This is a genomic window from Roseovarius sp. BRH_c41, from assembly GCF_000961715.1.
Classification (GTDB): Bacteria; Pseudomonadota; Alphaproteobacteria; order Rhodobacterales; family Rhodobacteraceae; genus Roseovarius.
Window position 1 is genome coordinate 67530 of record NZ_LADY01000020.1, and the last position, 18255, is coordinate 85784.

Genomic DNA, 18255 nt, shown 5'->3' on the forward strand with positions numbered 1-18255 from the left:
GTCTTAATGCCGGGTCGCGCTTGTTGGTTCCGGAATCCGCGCGGATTTCGCACAGAGGTCTGCCCTGTGCAAACACAATCCAAAGCGCGCCGCCGCCTCGGTCAGCGGCAGAATGCCACGCGCAGTGACAAGCACGCTTGCCATCATCAGGGCATCTTCGCGGTCGCCCAGCGCCGCCTCTTCGACAAACCGGGCAAAGGCGGCCTCATCCATACCGACACAGCCGCACTGCGGCGTGTGACAGCGCAACGGGCGGCGCAGAGTTGCCCCCAGCGCCTCGGTCAGATCATGCAGCGCCTCAAACGCCGCGAGCGCCATCGGTTCTGCCATCCGTTCGCACAGCAGGGCATGCGCGCGCAGTGCGCCGCCCGCGTTCCACGCCCGCAGCGAGGCCACCACCAGCCTGTTCAGGTGATGCATCTCAGAGATTTGGGCCACCGGCATCTCGCCGGTCAGGTCGCGCGCATGTTTCATTTGGTGAGAATCAGCTTGCCTGCGCGGGTGATGCGCAGCGTGTAAATCTGCCCGTCGAGCACGATCAAGGCCGTGTTGGCCCCATTCGTCAGCGCGCGGGCGTCGTGGCAGGTGGCCTCGGCCACCAGATCGGGGTCTGATTTGGTTTGTGCGCGGATCATGCAAGAGCCCCCGCCGAGAAAAAATTTACATGTGCCATGCCTTGCAGTCCTCTGTTGCAGGTTACGCCGGGCTCGCACCACGACGGGCTGGCTTGGCTCGTAATTTCTGACTTAATTAATAAGGTATGTCAATTCCGATTCTTTTGATCAGAAATGATAGGTGAAAATCTGCTGGTCCGAGGCCCGAGCCCCGCGCTATATGGATCACAGGGATGTATGGCGACATGGGGAGCGGTCAGGCCGGTGACGCTTTTGAAACTCAAGCAGATGCCGCTCCTCTTGTCGGCAGTCCCCAAATCGGAGATTCGCACGCAGTTCGCGGCGCTCTGTTTTCGCATGGTCGGGAACAAGCCCGAAATCCTGCTGATCACCAGCCGTGGCTCTGGTCGCTGGATCTTGCCCAAGGGCTGGCCTGCATCGGGCCGCACCCCGGCCGCCATGGCCCTGCGCGAAGCATGGGAAGAAGCGGGCGTGCAAGGGCGCGCCTACGACACCTGCCTCGGCCTTTATTCCTATGCCAAGACCATCGGACCTGATCGCGGCCTGCCCTGTGTGGCCCTTGTCTATCCGGTTCGTGTGAAATCGCAGACCGCGCATTTTCCCGAAGCCGGACAGCGCCGCGTGAAGTGGTTTCGCCCGAAAAAGGCCGCGGCGCGGGTAAGGGAACCCGAACTGGCAGAGATCATAAGAAGTTTCAATCCGCAACGGCTTGGGCTGTAAGATCAAAAGCATAGCTTGAATTTTCCGCGCAGCGGCGTAACTATCGACGGCACTGCAATGGATCAGGTTATGATTAAGTTCACCCTCAAATGCGCCGCAGATCATCAGTTCGACAGTTGGTTTCAATCCGCTGCCGCTTTTGAGAAACTGCAGGGCGCTGGCATGGTCAATTGTGCAATCTGCGGCATGTCCGACGTGCAGAAGGCGTTGATGGCGCCCAGCCTGCACAACACACCTGAGGCAGCGCCGAATTCTCCCAGCCCTGCCGAACAGGCGCTTGCCCTGCTCAAGCATCGAATCGAGACACAATCGGAATATGTCGGGCTCAACTTTGCCCGCGAGGCGCGTGACATGCACGACGGGCTGACGCCGGAGCGGAGCATCTACGGCGAAGCCAAGCCCGAAGAGACGCGCAAGCTGATCGAGGACGGGGTGCCCGTGGCCCCGCTGCCATTTATTCCGCGTCGCAAATCCAACTGATCTGAAAGGTCTGACATGCATATCCTCATCACAGGGGCCAATCGCGGTATCGGCCGCGCGCTCGCCGATCAGTACCGCAACCAAGGGCACAGCGTCATCGCCACCGCGCGCAGGCCCGCTGAAGGGGAAATCGCCCTCGACGTGACGGACCCTGCCTCTTGCGCGGCCCTTGGCGAGTGCCTCGCCGGTCAGCCGATTGACCTATTGATCTGCAATGCAGGCGTTTATGCCGACAAAGGTCAATCGTTGGAGACTGGCTATCCGGTCGGGATGTGGACCGAGACCTTTGCCACAAATGTCACCGGCATATTTTTGACCGTTCAGGCGCTATTGCCGCATCTGCGCGCGGGCCAATCGGCAAAGATCGCGATCATCTCAAGCCAGATGGCAAGCCACACCCGCGCGCCCGGCGGCAGTTACATTTACCGCGCCTCGAAAGCGGCGGCTCTGAATCTCGGGCGCAATCTGGCCAGTGACTTGCGCGGGGACGGGATTTCGGTGGGCATCTATCACCCCGGCTGGGTGCGCACCGACATGGGCGGTGACACTGCGGAGATTTCCGTGGACGAGGCCGCAACGGGCCTGGCGGAGCGTTTTGCCGCGCTGGATATCGCCTCGACGGGCTGCTTTCAGACATGGGACGGGCGCGACCATCCCTATTGAACGCAGAGGGTGGCGGCGGCACCCAAACCCCCTACGACACCTCCCCCCTTGCGCCGCGCCTTGCCCGCGCGTACACCCCGCGCGATAAATCGGCTCAGGACTGCATCCATGCCCGTTCTCGTGATGAAATTCGGCGGCACTTCGGTCGCCAATATCGACCGCATCCGCCGCGCCGCCAAGCGCGTGGGCCTTGAGGTGGCCAAGGGCTATGACGTCATCGTCATCGTCTCGGCCATGTCCGGCAAGACCAATGAAATGGTGGGTTGGGTCGGAGAGATTTCGCCGCTGTATGACGCGCGCGAATATGATGCCGTGGTCAGTTCGGGTGAGAATGTCACCGCTGGTCTGATGGCTCTGACGCTTCAGGAAATGGAAATCCCCGCGCGCAGCTGGCAAGGCTGGCAAGTGCCGCTCAAGACCAATTCCGCCCATAGCGCCGCCCGGATCGAAGAAATCCCGACCGACAACATCAATGGCCGCTTCGCCCAAGGCATGCGCGTGGCCGTGGTGGCGGGGTTTCAAGGGATCTCTCCTGAGGGCCGGATCACAACATTGGGGCGTGGCGGCTCTGACACCACCGCCGTGGCCTTTGCCGCCGCCTTTGACGCGGAGCGCTGCGATATCTACACAGATGTGGACGGGGTCTATACCACCGACCCGCGCATCACCTCAAAGGCGCGCAAGCTGGACAAGATCGCGTTTGAGGAAATGCTGGAACTGGCCTCGCTCGGGGCCAAGGTGCTGCAAACCCGTTCCGTGGAACTGGCGATGCGCTATAATGTGAAACTGCGGGTGCTCAGCAGTTTCGAGGAACCATCGGACGCGGCCGGCACGCTTGTATGCGCCGAGGAGGAAATCATGGAATCAAAGGTTGTCAGCGGTATTGCCTATTCCCGCGACGAGGCGAAAATGACCCTCATTTCGGTGGCTGACCGCCCCGGCATCGCCGCCGCCATCTTTGGCCCGCTGTCAGAGGCGGGTGTCAATGTCGACATGATCATCCAGAACATTGCAGAGGAGGGGCGCACCGACATGACCTTTTCCTGCCCGGTCGATCAGGTGATCCGCGCCGAAAAGGCGCTGCGCGATGCCAAAGAGCGCGGCGAGATCAATTATCACGACCTGATCGCTGATACGAATGTGGCCAAGGTCTCGGCTGTGGGCATTGGCATGCGCAGCCAATCGGGCGTTGCCGCCAAGATGTTCAAGACGCTGAGCGATGAAGGTGTGAACATCAAAGTCATTGCAACCTCCGAGATCAAGATTTCCGTGCTGATCGACCGAAAATACATGGAACTCGCGGTTCAGGCGCTGCATGATGCCTTCGAGTTAGACAAAGCGGCCTGACCCGGCCCCCACATCACCGGTCCCGGGTCTGGCCAATCCCTGAATCCGCCCCGGGGGACCGCCGCGCATGAGCGACCATTTCAAGACCGACAGCCGCCAGATGTTGGGCCGCTTGCGCGCCATCATGGCCGAGGATGCAGGCGGCCAGACCCGTCTTGACCAGATTACACGCCTGATCGCCGAGGAAATGCGGATCGAGGTCTGTTCGATCTACCTGTTTCGCGATGAGGACACGCTGGAACTTTGTGCCACAGAGGGTCTTAAACCCGAGGCCGTGCACCAGACCCGGATGCGCATGGGTGAAGGTCTGGTGGGCCGTGTGGCGCGCACCGGCGAGGTGATCAACACTGACAATGCCCCCGCAGAGCGCGGCTTTCGCTATATGCCGGAAACCGGGGAAGAGGCTTATTCATCCTTTCTCGGCGTCCCGATCCAGCGGCTTGGTGAAAAACTGGGCGTTCTCGTCGTGCAATCGAAACAGGCGCGACTGTTCTCGGATGAGGAAATCTATGCGGTCGAGGTGGTCGCCATGGTGTTGGCCGAAATGGCCGAGCTTGGCGCCTTCGTGGGTGAAGGGGCGGCCATGTCGGCCCGCCATCAGCAGGCCGTGCTCTTTCGTGGCACCAGCGCGCAAGAGGGCACCGCGCAGGGCCGTGTCTGGCTGCACGAACCGCGCGTGGTTGTGACCAACCCCATTGCCGATGATCCGGTGCGCGAGTTGGCGCGCCTCAACGAGGCGGTCGAGACGTTGCGCGTGGGCGTTGATCGTATGCTGACGTCTGCCAAGGGCGGCGACAAGGACCAGATGGAGGTGCTCGAGGCCTATCGCATGTTCGCCAATTCCAAGGGCTGGATGCGCCGGATGGAGGCCAATATCGACAGCGGCCTCTCGGCTGAGGCCGCCGTGGAAAAGGAACAATCCGCCGCCCGCGCCCGCATGACACAGGTCACGGATGCCTACCTGCGCGAGCGGCTGCATGATCTGGATGACCTGTCGAACCGCCTGTTGCGTATCCTCACCGGTCAGGGCCACGAGACTGGCGCGGATATGCCGCCCGATCCGATCCTCATCGCCCGCAGCATCGGCCCGGCGGAATTGCTGGACTATGGTCGCAGCCTCAAGGGGATCGTTCTGGAAGAGGGATCGGTCGGGTCGCATGCCGCCATTGTCGCGCGAGCCCTGGCGATTCCGCTGGTGATCCATGCCAATCGCATCACCACCGAGGCGTTGAACGGCGATCTGATCCTTGTCGATGGCGATCAGGGCATTGTGCATCTGCGCCCAGACGATACCGTGGTGTCGGCCTTTCGCGACAAGATGGCGATGCAGGCCGAGGCGCAGCAACGCTATGCCTCGATCCGGGACAAGCCCGCCGAGACGCTCTGTGGCCAGCATATCAAACTCAAGATGAATGCGGGGCTTATGGCGGATCTGCCGAGCCTTGCCGGATCCGGGGCCGAGGGGGTGGGGCTGTTTCGCACCGAGTTGCAGTTTCTCATTCGCAACCACATGCCCAAACGGGCGGAATTGTCAGAGCTCTATGCGCGGGTGATGGATGCCGCAGGCCAACAGCGCGTGGTGTTCCGCACGCTTGATATCGGCTCGGACAAGGTGCTGCCCTATATGAAGCCCAACGACGAGCCCAACCCGGCGATGGGCTGGCGCGCGATCCGGGTTGGGCTGGACAAGCCGGGGGTGATGCGGATGCAGCTTCAGGCGCTCATCCGTGCGGCCAAGGGCCGCCCGCTGACCATCATGTTCCCCTTTGTCGCACAGCGCGACGAATTCACCGCCGCCCGCGCCGAGATGGAAAAGGCACTGGAGCGCGAGCGCATTCTGGGCCATCCGATTCCCGAACTGATCGAGGTGGGGGCGATGCTGGAGACCCCATCGCTCGCCTTTGCGCCGGATGCGTTTTATTCCGAGGTGGACTTTTTGTCGGTCGGGGGGAACGATCTCAAGCAGTTCTTCTTTGCCGCCGACCGCGAGAACGAGCGCGTGCGCCGCCGGTACGACACGCTCAACATCAGCTTTCTGAATTTCCTCGAAGGCATAGTCTATCGCTGCGCTACCCTTGGCACGCCGCTCAGTTTCTGTGGCGAGGATGCGGGCCGCCCCGTTGAGGCTGCGTGTCTTGCCGCGATCGGATTTCGCACGCTCTCGATGCGCCCCGCCTCTATCGGTCCGGTCAAAAGCCTGTTGCGGCGGATCGACCTTGGGGGATTGCGTGATGTGATTCACATCGAGCGCGCGCGCGGCGCGCAAAGCGTGCGCCCGGCTGTGATGGATTATCTACGCGAGCAGATGTAACGCGAAGGGGACTTAGTGCCCACCACCCCCGGCAAGACCCACGCCCGACACCAGCGATCCCCAGACCTTGATGCGCAACCCGACCGCCTTGATCACGCCCGTCGCCGCGATCACATGCCCCAAAAATCCCGGAAGATTGCTGGTATAGGTCTGAATCAAGCACCCGCTGCCATCCAGCATGATCTTTTCGTGCTCGGGATACTCAAGCTCGAGATAAACCAGAATCGAGCCGCGTCGCAGCATATCGGCAGGGTCCAACAAGCGCCCACCCGGCACGATCTGCCCCGTGGAAATCGCAGGCTGGACTGCAACCACCCGCGCAGGCAGGACCGCGTTGCGGAACGACAGGCTGACGTTGCTGTCACAGGCAATTTCAGCGGGCATTCCGTCATAAATGGTCCCGCGAGCGACCTGAGAAAACCCCGCGATCGTCCGCACCGGCCATCCCTCGGGCCGGTCCGGAATGATCACCATGGCCGGGCTGAGGATCAGGGTCGAGGCCGGACTGCCCACGCTCATCGCAAGCTGTGTTACCACGCCCCCAGAATAGCTGCGCACCTCGGTCTGATCGACCGCGACCTTTGCACTCTCCAGAACAGCCTCAGCCGCCCGACGTTGCGCCGGCAGGCTTTCGGAAATATCCGTTTGGGCGAGGCCCACTTGTGCCTCTGCGGACTCCAATGCCGCCTGCGCCATTGCGACCGAGGCCTCAAGCTCGCGAACCGCATCTCGTGTCCCGACATTTCTGGACACCAATGTCTGCGCATTCTCCAGATCGACCCTCAGCTTTTCCAGCGATGCCGTCGCCTCGACCACACTGAACTGCGCCACCTTCAGGGTCTCACCAGCCTTGGTTTCTGCCGCGCTGATCTTGGCAAACTCGGCCTCTGCCTGCGCCAGAGCCGCCTGTTGGGACCGGCTGTCAACACGGAACAGGAGATCACCGGGTTCGACCCGTTGACCATTGCGGACTGGAAGTTCGGTGACCGGCCCACTGGCCTGCGCAACCACGGAAATGGTGCGAAAGGGGACGATGCCCGAATAGGATTTGGGGTGAAAGTAAAAGATGACGAGAAACAGCAGGAACGCCAGCACCGCCCAGATCAGAACCGCCGTGCGCATGTTCCAGACGGTCAGAGCCTCCCCTCGGCGCTTTAACTGGAAATAGCGGATGATGACCGGAAACGAGGTCAGTAGGAGCTCAAACACGGTCTGCCTCGCTTGTCTGGTTTTCGACATCCGGTCGCGGATCACTCTCAGCCGCAGGCGCCCCTCTCAGATTGAAGCGCGCCCAATCCGCCATCAAGGCAATCAGGATCGCACTGATCGGGAGCAGGATGTTGAAATGTCCAAGAGGAAATATCTCGTACAGCAAGGCAACCGTCAGCATTGTGGGAATGGTTTTGGCCAAAGGCGTTCCGTGTGACTGATGCTCTGCCCAACGATCAAAAGCCGCATAGAGCGTCACGAGCGCGTAAAGCCCCCCGATGATCAAAGCCAAAGACAGCCACGCAAGAACATCCCCATCACCGGGAGATGCGAACCATGCCGGCAGAGCGTGTCCATGATCTGATTCTGCTGCCATGCTTAACACCTGACTAAAATTGATTGTCTCGACGGTATGATCTCGGCACAGAATATCAAGAAAATTCGCAGCCCTTGGCAGTGCAGTGGTCATTTTTCCCGGTCGCAGTCCCGGTTCGGGTGCTGTTTGCTCCTATCTCGCCAAGAGGCGCACGCCGCGCGAGGGTCGTGGTCTTCGGCACTTCAACCCACGGGTGTCCGGGCCGTTCTGGGTAAATTTCACAACGCCTAGCCAATTGATTTTGATAAACTTATGCCCACGACATCCATCAATCTGGACCCGGTATCTTTTACCCTTTTCGCAGCCGCGTCTTGGCGGCTTTCGCGCGAAATTCCGCAACCACATCTTGTCTCTCGCGCCCGGCATCAATCGCCAGCCGCCGTAGCCCGAAATGCACCTGCGCCATATCCTGATAGTAGCGGGTATAGGCATAGTTGGTGGCAGCCCCCGCCGCAGCGCCGAGGATCGGAACCGTTTGCGCCGCCAGTTTTTGCCCAAGCACAGCCGCCAGACGCGGGGCCACCCGCGCGATCAGCGCCTTGAGCGCAGGGCCAGTGACCGTCATCCGCGTCCCGATAAAGCCCGCATTGGCCCCATCATCGCGTTCAAGCGGACCGGCCGCGCCGAACACCTCGATGGAATCGAACCGAATACTGGGCTCAGATGGATCAAACCCGTGCTCTACCGCCACATCCTGAATCGCCCGGAGCAGCACCGTCACCGTCATTGGCAACTCTGCCAAGGCCGATGGCAGGCCGCCCATGCCACCCACAGCCCCCATCGAGGCGGTCAGCGCGCGTGTTCGCCATCCGGGCTGTTCGCCGACAACGCTGCGCGAGCGATGCGCTATTTCGGCAGCACGGCGGAGCGCCTCTTCGGTGGTCTCGTTGAGTCGCATCCGCAGCGCCGGTGGCAGGCGGTCCAGCAGCCCCTCGGCCTGTCCGCCCACGAGGTTGAGCAGGTCAATGACCCCATTGCCCGCCTGAGCATTGCGCTGCACCAACGCGTTCATGCGCGTTTCGATCTCGGTCTCGCCGATTGGTCGGCCCAATAGCTCCATCTGCGTGCTCCGCAAGGGTTTTACCCCGTTGAACTGGCCACGGCGGCGTTAGAATTCAAGCATCGCGCGCCACTTTGCCCGCCACAGTCGCCCATGCACCCGGGCGCAGTTCCAGCCCCAGAACGCGCTCTGGGTTGGTGGGGGGCGGCATTTCCACCGAGGCCAGCTTGGCAAATCCAAAGCGGCTGTAATAGGGCGCATCGCCCACCAGAATGACCCGATCCCAGCCCAGCGCCTCTGCCCGCTCCAAGCTGTCGCGGATCAGAAGCGCGCCCAACCCCTCGCCCTGATGGGTGGGATGCACGGCCACTGGCCCCAGCAAGAGCGCGCGTGCCACCCCGATCCGCACAGGCCAGTAGCGGATCGCCCCGGCCAAAATCCCCTCACCATCGCGCACCACAAGGCACAAATCGGCGACGGCTGGCACGTTGTCGCGCAGGCGATAGGACGACAGCGCCTCGCGCCCCGGTGCAAAGCACAGGTCATAGAGGGCCTCAACCTCCCAATAATCAACGGCTTTCTCCGTCTCGAGGGTGAACATGCCGGGCTCTGTCCTTGCGAAAATCAACTGGTCATGCGCGTAGCACGACGCTACGACAGGCACAAACCCGATGACCAAGGAGAGGTGGATGTTTTACAAACCCGAGGATGGCCACGGCCTGCCGCACAACCCGTTCAACGCCATTGTGACGCCGCGCCCGATTGGCTGGATCTCGAGCCGGGGTGCCGATGGGCAGGATAACCTCGCCCCCTATTCCTTTTTCAATGCCGTGGCTTATGTGCCGCCGCAGGTGATGTTCGCCTCGACTGCGGCCAAGGCGGATCGCGGCGATACCAAGGACAGTGTGGCCAATATCCGTGAGACCGGCGTGTTTTGCGTGAATATCGTAAGCGAGGCCTTGCGCGACGCGATGAATCGCACCTCTGGGGCATGGGAGCGTGACGTGGATGAATTTGTCGATGCCGGGCTGGAGAAAGCCGAGTGCAGCACGATTTCCTGCGCGCGGGTGGCGGCCTCTCCGGCGAGTCTGGAATGCAAGTTGACCGAGATCGTGCAATTGCCGGGTGAGGCGAATTTCGTGGTGTTCGGCGAAGTGACAGGCATTCACATGCGCGATGATTGCATGGTGGATGGCCGCTTTGACATCACCCGCTACACGCCTCTGACTCGGCTTGGGTATCAGGATTATTCGGTGATCCGCGAGATATTCAGCCTGCGGCGTCCGGGGGAGTAACGCGGTGCGGTGTGGTGAGCCGCGCGGTGGCGTTAGGGGCGACTGCCCCTCCCATCACCCCGCCGAAATCGCCGTGCCCAGTTTCGCCGCACGCCGTCCCATGCTTTCACGTCCCAGCGTGCGACAGAGGATCAGCACCGGGATCAGGCCAAAGCCCACCAGCACCAGCGAGGGCACCGCCGCCTCTGAGAGCCGCTCATCGGCGGCGAGGCGATGCGCCTGCACCGCCAGCGTCTGAACGTCAAAGGGATGCAGGATCAGCGTGGCCGGGAGTTCCTTCATCACATCGACGAAAACGATCAAGAGCGCGGTCACCACCGAGGTGCGCGCCACCGGCAAATGCACACGGGTCAGCAGCTTGGGTCCGGGCTGTCCCAAGGAGCGGCCGATCGCATCCAGATGCCCCGGCACCGTCGCCATGCCACTGTCATAGGCATTGAGCGCGGCCGCCATGAACCGCACAATATAGGCGAGGATCATCAACCAGATTGATCCCGTGATCAAAAGCCCGCTGCGGATGCCGAATGTCTCTTGCATGACGGCGTCGATGGCATTGTCCAGCCCCGCCATTGGCACCATCAGCCCCACCGCAATCACCCCGCCCGGCACCGCATAGCCAAGCCCGGCCCCCAACACTAGCCAGCGAGAGCTGCGCCCTGGACGGGTGCGCGCACGAAATCCCACAAGGATGGCCCCCGCGACGGTCAGCACGGCGGCCACACTCGCCAGGAGGATCGAGTTGGACATGAACCCAAGATACCGCGCTGAGAGAATATTCTGCCCCGAGCCGATCGCCATCACCCCGAGCATGATCACCGGCAGCACAAACCCCAGGAGCACCGGCAGGAAACAGAGCAAGAATGCCCCCCAGCCCGCCGCTCCCTTTAGAACAGGCTGCTCCATCGTCTCGAACCGCGCGCCGCGTCCGGCGGTGCGCGACCGCCCCCGGCTGTTGCGTTCCAGCCCGGCCAGCAACAGCGCAAAGGCCAGCAGGCAGAGCGCCAGCTGCGCGGCCGCCGCCCGGTCGCCAAGGCTGAACCACGCCTGATAGATGCCTGTGGCAAAGGTCTGAACGTTGAAGAACGCCACGGTGCCGAAATCCGCGATCGTCTCCATGATGGCAAGAAGCGCACCGCCCGCAATCGCCGGACGCGCCATCGGCAGGGCCACGCGCCAGAACGCCTGCATCGGCGAGCGTCCCAGCGTGCGCGCCACCAGAAACGCATTGCCCGATTGCTGCCGGAACGAGGCGCGCGCCAGCAGGTAGACGTAAGGGTAAAGAACGATGGTCAGCATCACTGCCGCACCGCCCAAGCTGCGGACCTCGGGAAACCAATAGTCACGCGGCCCCCATCCGGTCACGGCACGCAGCGCCGTTTGCACCGGGCCGGGGTGATCCAGCATATGGGTATAGGCATAGGCCATCACATAGGCCGGAAAGGCCAGCGGCAGGGCCAGTGCAACCTCCAGCAGCCGGGCACCGGGAAAGCGATAGACGGTCACGAGCCAAGCCGTGACCGACCCGATCACCGCCGTGCTCAGCCCGACAATCACGACCAGTGTCAGGGTCGTGGCTGTATAGCGGGGCAGGACGGTGGACAGCACCTCGCGCCAGGTTTGCAAATCGCCCGTCAACGCCGCGAGCGCCGCCGCGAGGATAGGGGCCACGCAGAGCACGACCACGACCCATGCAAGGCGGTGCAAAAGTTTTTCGCTCATGGGCCTGACGCTCCGGGGTAATCTGACGATTTTAATCAGTATTCCGGGGCAACAGGCGGGTCAAGGCGATGACGCCAGAACAGGCAGCGTCACGCGCCCGTCACGCCCGCCTCTGCAAAGGTGGCCATTCCAGAATGGCAGGCCAAGGCCGCCTGAACAACGCTCACCGCCAGCACGCCGCCTGATCCCTCGCCCAGACGCAGATCGAGGGAGAGAAGCGGCACCTTGTCCAATATCTGCAAGAGCCGCGCATGTCCGGGTTCGGCGCTCACATGCCCCGCCACAGTGTGACCGAGCGCGCCGGCGCATTCTGCCTCAAGGCAGGCCGCAGCGGCAGTGCAGATGAATCCGTCGAGAATCACCGGAATGCGCAGGTTCCGCGCCCGCGCCATGGCCCCGGCCATCGCCACCAACTCGCGCCCGCCCAAGCGGCGCAAGACTTCCAGCCCCCCTGCCCCGCTGGCCGCGTTGATGGCAACCGCCTGCGCGACAATCTGCGCCTTATGGGCAAGTGCCGCGTCTGCGAGGCCCGTGCCGCGCCCGGTCCAAGCGGCGGCCTCTCCGCCATGGAGCGCCAAGGCAATTGCCGCAGCGCTTGTGGTATTTCCGATCCCCATTTCCCCCACGACCAAGAGATCACTGGCCGGATCAACCGCATCCCAGCCCGTGCTGAGCGCGATCAACATCTCGTCTTCGGACATGGCCGGGCCAAGGCTGATGTCGCCCGTGGGCCGGTCGAGATCAAGCGCGTGCACGTCCATCCGCGCGCCGACCTGCGCCGCCAATTGGTTTACGGCTGCACCGCCCGCGCGGAAATTCGCGACCATCTGCGCGGTCACTTCGGCGGGAAAGGCCGAAACGCCCTGCGCCACGACACCGTGATTGCCGGCAAAGACAATCACCTGAGGTGCGGTCACGCGGGCCCGTGCCTCGCCGCGCCAGCCACAATACCACACCGCAAGCCCCTCTAACCGCCCAAGAGCACCGGGGGGCTTGGTCAATTGCGCATCACGCGCCTGCGCATCAATCATGGCGGCAGGGTCCGGGCCGGGCATTTCGCCAAGGAGTGCCGCAAAATCGGACAGTGAAGAGAAGGCACCCGCCATGCAAAGCCTCATTGATTGTGATCTGTCCTTTCTGTATCGCAGGCAGAGCCCCCGCCCCAGACGAAAAGGGCACGCCCATGGCAGAAAACGACACAGCCTTGATCCGGTTCAGAGATGTGCCGCTGGCGCTGAGCCTGCTCAGCCGCTTGCCTGTGCCGGTGTGGCACTATGAGCGGGGCGCGCGGGCGGCTTGGGCCTATCCGCTGGCGGGCGTGGTGCTGGGCGGACTAGCGGCCTTGGGCGGGCTGGTCGCGCTCTGGCTGGGATGGCCGACACCGTTGGTGGCGCTCTTGGTCGTCGCCACTCCGATTCTGCTGAGCGGTGCCCTGCACGAGGATGGGCTTGCCGATACTGCCGATGGTCTCTGGGGCGGTTGGACGCGCGAGCGGCGGTTGGCGATCATGAAAGACAGTCATATCGGCAGTTATGGGGTGATTGCGCTGATCCTGTCCCTTGGGGCTCGCGGTGTGGCGCTCTGGCTGCTTTTTGACGCCAGCCCGGCGATTGCGACAGCGGCCGTGCTGGCCGCAGCCATGCTGTCGCGCGCTATGATGCCGGTGGTGATGTGTGCCCTGCCGCATGCCCGCGACACGGGGCTGTCACAGGCACAGGGGCGCCCGAGGGTTGCAACTGTGACCCTGGGGATTGGGCTGGCGGCGGCAGGGACATTTGCGCTGCTTGGGGGCGCGGGTCTTACAGCACTGGTATGCGCAGGTTTCACGACGTTGGCCATCGCTTTGATCGCGCGCGCCAAGATCGGCGGACAGACGGGCGACATCCTTGGCGCAACGCAGCAACTGGCGGAGATCGCGGTGTTGATCAGCCTCTTGGCGTGAGGCACGAGAAAGGCCGCACCTTGCGGTACGGCCTTTGACTATCTGAGGTGATCGGACTCACGCGGCGCGCGACACCAGCACCTCATCCACCTGACGCGCAGCCAGCACTTCATCTCCGCCGGAAACGGCGGCGACTTCGCGGGTCAAACGCTCGAGCGCGGCTTCATAGAGCTGCCGCTCGGAATAGCTTTGCTCGCGCTGGTCGTCAGAGCGGTGCAGGTCGCGCACCACTTCGGCGATAGCGATCAGATCGCCGGAATTGATCTTTTGCTCGTATTCCTGCGCCCGACGCGACCACATCGCGCGCTTGACCTTGGCTTTGCCTTTGAGCGTGCTCATGGCCTTGGACACGACATCGGGGCTGGACAGGCCACGCATTCCGATCTCGGTGGCCTTGTTGGTCGGCACACGCAGGGTCATCTTGTCTTTTTCGAACGAGATCACGAACAGTTCCAGCGTGATGCCGGCGATTTCCTGCTCTTCGATCGAAACGATCTGGCCCACGCCATGCGCGGGGTATACAACATAATCATCAGGGCGAAATTCGGACTTCTTGGTCTTCGACATTCAGGTCTTCCTCGCAGGGCTGCCAGCTCAGACGCACAAAAACATATGCCAAGGGCCATATTGGTCCACGGAATATGTAACTCTGTCGCAGAGTAATCCACCCCCGGGCAGCAACGCGGGTGAATGGATATCAGGCTATCTCTTCATTTGTCATGAAACTGTATCACAAAAAACCGCTCAATGAAAGGGCGGTGTTCTGGCAGAGGGCACTCACGCCCTCAAATGAACGCTTTACGGCGTTCACGATTTCGCGCGCGGCCCAGTCGGCCGCACCCTGTCCGCGAATCAGTCTCAGCCGCCTTCGCCGGGAGCCTCGGAGAAATATTTATCAAGCTTGCCGGCCTCACCGTCGCGCTCTTCGGCCTCGGGCAGCGGGTCTTTCTTGGTGATGATCACCGGCCACATTTCGGCATATTTGCGGTTGAACTCGACCCATTTTTCCATATCCGGCTCGGTGTCCGGGCGGATCGCGTCGGCGGGGCATTCCGGCTCGCAGACGCCACAGTCGATGCATTCATCCGGATGAATGACCAACATGTTCTCGCCCTCGTAAAAACAATCGACCGGGCAGACCTCGACACAGTCGGTGTATTTGCAGGCGATGCAGGCGTCGTTCACGATATAGGTCATGGCCGTCTCTCATTCTTGCCGAATTGCGCCTCACCTAATCCAGTGGGGCGGATCAATCAAGCGGTCCCGGTCCATTGAGATCGAGTTTGCGGCGGTCACGCTTGGTCGGGCGTCCTTTTCCCTCATATTTGGGCGCGGGCGGAACGCTGTCCTGCGTCACCGGGTCGCTCAGGTCGTCATAGAGCGCCTGCGCCTCGGGTGCCGGGCCACGCCGGGTGCCGATCTCGACGATCCGCACCACCCGCACCCGTGTGGCCTGTGAAAATGTGAGCACATCCTGTGGCCCGACGGCCTGCGCGGGTTTGCTCACCCGCGCGCCATTCACCCGCACATGCCCGGCCGATACTTCCTTGGCCGCCAGCGTGCGCGTCTTGAAGAACCGCGCCTGCCAGAGCCATTTGTCGAGCCTGATTTTTACGCCCGGGCCGTCCAAACGCTCAGCCCTTGGTCCTCAGCCCCATGAGCGCGGCGGCAAAGGGATTGTCCGGGTCGATCCGGTCATTCTTTTTCTCGGGCTTGGCGGCATAGGTCTTGGGCTGTTCTTCACGCGCCTCGCGCGGTTTGCCCTTGCCGGGTTTGCCGCGGGGTTTGCCACCTTGACGCTGCGGTCTGCCTTCCCGCTTTTGCGCCTCGCCACCGTCGCTCGGGGCACCCTGTGCTCCCTGCGCGCCCTGTGCGCCACGCGGCCCGCGTCCTGCTTGCGCCGGACGTTCGCCACGAGGCCGACTCGCACGCGGAGCCCAGGTGAACGTATAGAAGACCTCGATCTCGGGGGCGGCCACGTCCGGCGTCTCGCCGGGGACCAGTTCCTCGGCGGGGACCGCGTCCAGAGCGCCGGGCACTTCGGCCTCGATCTCGGGCTCTGCCGCGATGGGAGCGACGCCCTCATCGGGGATATCCGCAACCACATCGCCTACCGTTTCAGCCTCTGCGGCTTGGGCAGCATCGGCGGGCGCATCCGCGATAGCCTGATCCACCGGTTTGACTTTTTCGCGCTCGCCGCGCTCGGCCTTGTAGCCCAGCCCCTGCATCAAGACGGCGAATTGCTCCAGCGTCATGCCGGTGATCGAGAGCATGTCCGGCTTGGCCTCGAACCCAGCCCGCGTATCCTCACCGCGCAGCATGTCCGCCAGACGTTCGAGCATATCAATCCGAATCGCCCGATCCCCGGCGGCGCGATAGCCAGCCATGGTGAAATAGCCCTTGGGCGCGTCACTGCGCGCGGGAACCGTGACCAGACCCGGCGGCGGGGCCTCGGGGAATTCATCCATCCCTTGGCTTAGCGACCACAGCACCAGCCGCAGGCGCGTCGGCGCGGGCTTGAGCAGGAGTGGCAGGAATACCGTGAACTGACCAAAGCGGATGCCATGTTTGCGCAGCGCGCCGCGGGCGTCCTGATCCAGCGCCTTGACTTCATCCGCCACTTCGCCGCGCGGGATGAGACCCATCGCCTCGACCATGCGAAAGCCGAATCCGCGCGCCAGACCGTTCAGCGTCTCGTCGCGCTGGATGTTCAGGAGCGGCTCGAACAGGGTGGCAATCTTGCGGTCGATGTAATGCTGCAAGCGGCGTTGCACCTTGGCGGCCACATCCGGCCCCGCCTCGTCATCGACAAAGGCCACGATCTGCGGCTTGAGCGGGTCTGCACCGGGCGTCAGTTTGCCCACCGCCTCCTTGCCCCACAAGAGGCCGCCTTGCTCGGTAAAGTCGATCTCGGTGTCGGGCGCGTTGTAGAACCGGTCCGCCTTGAGATGAAAATGCGGGGCCAGTGCCGCCGTGCTCGCCTGTTGCAGCGTGCGCGCTTCGTTGCCCGCCGCAGACCTGTCCTGCATAAAGCGGAACCCTTCGAGCCGTCCGACGAATTCGCCTTCGACGGTCACGTCACCTTGATCGTTCACTTCGGCCACCATGGCTTCCTTCTGCTTGAGCCGGCGCAAGAGCACGGATGTGCGCCGGTCCACAAATCTCTGGGTCAGACGTTCGTGCAGCGCGTCCGACAGGCGGTCTTCTACAGCGCGTGTCGCGCCGCGCCAATGTTTTTCGTCATCCACCCAACCTTTTCGCTGCGCGACATAGGTCCATGTGCGGATATACGCCAACCGTTTGGACAGTGTGTCGATATCGCCATCGGTCCGGTCGATGCGGCTCACCTGCTGTGCCAGCCAGTCATCGGGCACCCGACCATACTCAACCAGATCACAAAAGATTCGTTCCAGAAGGCTCGCGTGTTCTGCCGCGCTGATGCCCCGGAAATCGGGAATTCGGCAGACATCCCAGAGCAGTTTCACGGCAGGCCCGCCGATGGCCCGCCGCGCCACATCCGGAAGGTCAGACAAAGTCTTGAGCGCGGTGAGATCATCCGCCTCGCGGACGCGGGCCAGCAACTCGTGCTCCGGTCGCGCCTCAAGACTGCCAATCAGTGCGGCCGTGGTGCCGAATTGCAGACGCGCATTGCGCCATTCGAGTTTGCGGATCGGCGCAAAGCGATGCTCCATGATCGCCTCGGCCAGTTCGGGATCAAGATCGGGGGCCTCGCCGGTCACCCCAAAGGTGCCGTTGCTCATCCCCCGCCCGGCGCGCCCGGCGATTTGCCCCAACTCGTTCGGCTGCAAATAGCGCATTCTGCGCCCGTCGAATTTGCTGAGAGAGGAAAACGCCACATGGTTGATATCGAGATTAAGCCCCATGCCGATGGCATCCGTCGCGACGAGATAATCGACATCGCCATTCTGATAGAGCTCTACCTGTGCATTGCGGGTGCGCGGGCTGAGCGCGCCCATGACCACTGCGGCCCCGCCTTTTTGACGGCGCAGCAATTCAGCGATGGCATAGACATTCTCAACTGAGAACCCGACAATCGCGCTGCGGGCGGGCATCTTGGCGATCTTCTTGGGGCCGGTGTATGTCAGTTGTGACATACGCGCGCGGCTCAGGAATTCCACCCCCGGCACCAGCGCGGCCATGGTTTGGCGCATGGTGTGACTGCCGAGAAATTGCGTCTCGCGTAATCCGCGCATGCGCAACAGCCGGTCGGTGAAGACATGGCCGCGCTCAGGGTCGGCGCAGAGCTGGATCTCATCCACCGCGACGAAATCCGTCCCCATCCCCTCGGGCATCGCCTCGACGGTGCAGACCCAGTACTGCGCGCGCTCGGGCACGATGCGTTCTTCGCCCGTGACCAGCGCCACGACAGAGGGGCCGCGCACGGCTACGATCTTGTCATAGACCTCGCGTGCCAAGAGGCGCAACGGCAGGCCGATGATTCCGGTGCGATAGCCCAGCATCCGCTCAATCGCGTAATGCGTCTTGCCGGTATTGGTCGGGCCCAGAACCGCAAAGGTTCTTGACTGTTCGGGCATCC

The 18255-nt window shown here is 62.6% G+C and carries 19 protein-coding genes; 7 read left to right on the forward strand and 12 right to left on the reverse strand.

The annotated features are described in order from the left end of the window. Nucleotides 1–3 precede the first annotated feature (3 nt). Together VR71_RS05890 and hemP are read right to left on the reverse strand one after the other, a co-directional pair. Complete coding sequence (locus tag VR71_RS05890) at nt 4–474, reverse strand: hypothetical protein (RefSeq protein WP_009819549.1); 471 nt, start codon at nt 472–474, stop codon at nt 4–6. Further along, nucleotides 471–635: a hemin uptake protein HemP gene (gene hemP, locus VR71_RS24705; RefSeq protein ID WP_009819548.1), complete on the reverse strand. Its 165-nt coding sequence runs from the start codon at nt 633–635 to the stop codon at nt 471–473. Before hemP ends, VR71_RS05890 begins: the two co-directional genes overlap by 4 nt. A 216-nt stretch (nt 636–851) precedes the next feature. Between hemP and VR71_RS05895 the strand changes: the two genes are divergently transcribed. The 5 genes from VR71_RS05895 to ptsP all read left to right on the forward strand — a co-directional run bounded on the left by VR71_RS05895 (nt 852) and on the right by ptsP (nt 6156). After that, a complete protein-coding gene (locus VR71_RS05895) occupies nt 852–1355 on the forward strand; it encodes an NUDIX hydrolase (RefSeq protein WP_157046639.1) in 504 nt (167 codons plus the stop codon). Between the two features lie 69 nt (nt 1356–1424). Then, a complete protein-coding gene (locus tag VR71_RS05900; RefSeq protein ID WP_045682185.1) occupies nt 1425–1835 on the forward strand; it encodes a DUF1178 family protein in 411 nt (136 codons plus the stop codon). Nucleotides 1836–1850: 15 nt separating this feature from the next. Next, nucleotides 1851–2498 carry an SDR family oxidoreductase gene (locus tag VR71_RS05905; RefSeq protein WP_045682042.1) on the forward strand — a complete coding sequence of 216 codons (648 nt, stop codon included), beginning with the start codon at nt 1851–1853 and terminating at the stop codon, nt 2496–2498. A 108-nt stretch (nt 2499–2606) separates the two neighbouring features. Then, entirely contained in the window at nt 2607–3845 is a 1239-nt protein-coding gene (locus VR71_RS05910) for an aspartate kinase (RefSeq protein ID WP_009819543.1), read from the forward strand. A 67-nt stretch (nt 3846–3912) separates the two neighbouring features. Further along, nucleotides 3913–6156, forward strand: a complete 2244-nt coding sequence (ptsP, locus tag VR71_RS05915) for a phosphoenolpyruvate--protein phosphotransferase (protein WP_009819542.1) — start codon at nt 3913–3915, stop codon at nt 6154–6156. Between the two features lie 12 nt (nt 6157–6168). Here ptsP and VR71_RS05920 read toward each other — a convergent pair whose 3' ends face one another. The 4 genes from VR71_RS05920 to VR71_RS05935 all read right to left on the reverse strand — a co-directional run bounded on the left by VR71_RS05920 (nt 6169) and on the right by VR71_RS05935 (nt 9342). Continuing rightward, nucleotides 6169–7365 (reverse strand): HlyD family secretion protein, encoded by a 1197-nt coding sequence (locus VR71_RS05920; protein WP_045682044.1) that lies wholly within the window; start codon nt 7363–7365, stop codon nt 6169–6171. Beyond that, entirely contained in the window at nt 7358–7834 is a 477-nt protein-coding gene (locus VR71_RS05925; RefSeq protein WP_296429947.1) for a hypothetical protein, read from the reverse strand. The genes VR71_RS05920 and VR71_RS05925 overlap by 8 nt, the downstream gene beginning before the upstream one ends. Before the next feature lie 196 nt (nt 7835–8030). Beyond that, complete coding sequence (locus VR71_RS05930) at nt 8031–8801, reverse strand: EcsC family protein (RefSeq protein ID WP_045682046.1); 771 nt, start codon at nt 8799–8801, stop codon at nt 8031–8033. A gap of 55 nt (nt 8802–8856) precedes the next feature. Then, a complete protein-coding gene (locus tag VR71_RS05935; RefSeq protein ID WP_045682048.1) occupies nt 8857–9342 on the reverse strand; it encodes a GNAT family N-acetyltransferase in 486 nt (161 codons plus the stop codon). An 88-nt stretch (nt 9343–9430) separates the two neighbouring features. Between VR71_RS05935 and VR71_RS05940 the strand changes: the two genes are divergently transcribed. Next, a complete protein-coding gene (locus tag VR71_RS05940; RefSeq protein ID WP_296429949.1) occupies nt 9431–10036 on the forward strand; it encodes a flavin reductase family protein in 606 nt (201 codons plus the stop codon). Between the two features lie 54 nt (nt 10037–10090). On the opposite strand, the gene VR71_RS05945 is transcribed toward VR71_RS05940, so the two are convergent. Further along, nucleotides 10091–11755, reverse strand: a complete 1665-nt coding sequence (locus VR71_RS05945) for an iron ABC transporter permease (RefSeq protein ID WP_045682052.1) — start codon at nt 11753–11755, stop codon at nt 10091–10093. A gap of 89 nt (nt 11756–11844) precedes the next feature. After that, complete coding sequence (gene cobT / locus VR71_RS05950) at nt 11845–12861, reverse strand: nicotinate-nucleotide--dimethylbenzimidazole phosphoribosyltransferase (RefSeq protein WP_045682053.1); 1017 nt, start codon at nt 12859–12861, stop codon at nt 11845–11847. Nucleotides 12862–12938: 77 nt separating this feature from the next. On the opposite strand from cobT, the gene cobS reads away from it, so the two are divergent. After that, on the forward strand, nt 12939–13697 hold the full coding sequence (cobS, locus tag VR71_RS05955) for an adenosylcobinamide-GDP ribazoletransferase (protein ID WP_045682054.1): 759 nt from the start codon (nt 12939–12941) through the stop codon (nt 13695–13697). A 57-nt stretch (nt 13698–13754) separates the two neighbouring features. Here the strand turns inward: cobS and VR71_RS05960 are convergent, their stop codons facing one another. The 4 genes from VR71_RS05960 to VR71_RS05975 form a co-directional block, all read right to left on the reverse strand. Then, complete coding sequence (locus VR71_RS05960) at nt 13755–14264, reverse strand: CarD family transcriptional regulator (RefSeq protein ID WP_037242295.1); 510 nt, start codon at nt 14262–14264, stop codon at nt 13755–13757. 291 nt (nt 14265–14555) lie between these two features. Beyond that, a complete protein-coding gene (gene fdxA / locus VR71_RS05965; protein WP_009815568.1) occupies nt 14556–14894 on the reverse strand; it encodes a ferredoxin FdxA in 339 nt (112 codons plus the stop codon). A gap of 52 nt (nt 14895–14946) precedes the next feature. After that, nucleotides 14947–15327, reverse strand: a complete 381-nt coding sequence (locus tag VR71_RS05970; RefSeq protein ID WP_009815569.1) for an RNA-binding S4 domain-containing protein — start codon at nt 15325–15327, stop codon at nt 14947–14949. 4 nt (nt 15328–15331) lie between these two features. Further along, nucleotides 15332–18253, reverse strand: coding sequence for a helicase-related protein (locus VR71_RS05975; protein ID WP_045682055.1), 2922 nt, complete (start codon nt 18251–18253; stop codon nt 15332–15334). Between the last annotated feature and the right edge of the window lie 2 nt (nt 18254–18255).

Coding starts and splice junctions, on each gene's coding strand:
- VR71_RS05890 (WP_009819549.1), bottom strand. CDS start 474: ATGAAACATGCGCGCGACCTGACCGGCGAGATGCCGGTGGCCCAAATC.
- hemP (WP_009819548.1), bottom strand. CDS start 635: ATGATCCGCGCACAAACCAAATCAGACCCCGATCTGGTGGCCGAGGCC.
- VR71_RS05895 (WP_157046639.1), top strand. CDS start 852: ATGGCGACATGGGGAGCGGTCAGGCCGGTGACGCTTTTGAAACTCAAG.
- VR71_RS05900 (WP_045682185.1), top strand. CDS start 1,425: ATGATTAAGTTCACCCTCAAATGCGCCGCAGATCATCAGTTCGACAGT.
- VR71_RS05905 (WP_045682042.1), top strand. CDS start 1,851: ATGCATATCCTCATCACAGGGGCCAATCGCGGTATCGGCCGCGCGCTC.
- VR71_RS05910 (WP_009819543.1), top strand. CDS start 2,607: ATGCCCGTTCTCGTGATGAAATTCGGCGGCACTTCGGTCGCCAATATC.
- ptsP (WP_009819542.1), top strand. CDS start 3,913: ATGAGCGACCATTTCAAGACCGACAGCCGCCAGATGTTGGGCCGCTTG.
- VR71_RS05925 (WP_296429947.1), bottom strand. CDS start 7,834: ATGACCACTGCACTGCCAAGGGCTGCGAATTTTCTTGATATTCTGTGC.
- VR71_RS05930 (WP_045682046.1), bottom strand. CDS start 8,801: ATGGAGCTATTGGGCCGACCAATCGGCGAGACCGAGATCGAAACGCGC.
- VR71_RS05935 (WP_045682048.1), bottom strand. CDS start 9,342: ATGTTCACCCTCGAGACGGAGAAAGCCGTTGATTATTGGGAGGTTGAG.
- VR71_RS05940 (WP_296429949.1), top strand. CDS start 9,431: ATGTTTTACAAACCCGAGGATGGCCACGGCCTGCCGCACAACCCGTTC.
- VR71_RS05945 (WP_045682052.1), bottom strand. CDS start 11,755: ATGAGCGAAAAACTTTTGCACCGCCTTGCATGGGTCGTGGTCGTGCTC.
- cobT (WP_045682053.1), bottom strand. CDS start 12,861: ATGGCGGGTGCCTTCTCTTCACTGTCCGATTTTGCGGCACTCCTTGGC.
- cobS (WP_045682054.1), top strand. CDS start 12,939: ATGGCAGAAAACGACACAGCCTTGATCCGGTTCAGAGATGTGCCGCTG.
- VR71_RS05960 (WP_037242295.1), bottom strand. CDS start 14,264: ATGTCGAAGACCAAGAAGTCCGAATTTCGCCCTGATGATTATGTTGTA.
- fdxA (WP_009815568.1), bottom strand. CDS start 14,894: ATGACCTATATCGTGAACGACGCCTGCATCGCCTGCAAATACACCGAC.
- VR71_RS05975 (WP_045682055.1), bottom strand. CDS start 18,253: ATGCCCGAACAGTCAAGAACCTTTGCGGTTCTGGGCCCGACCAATACC.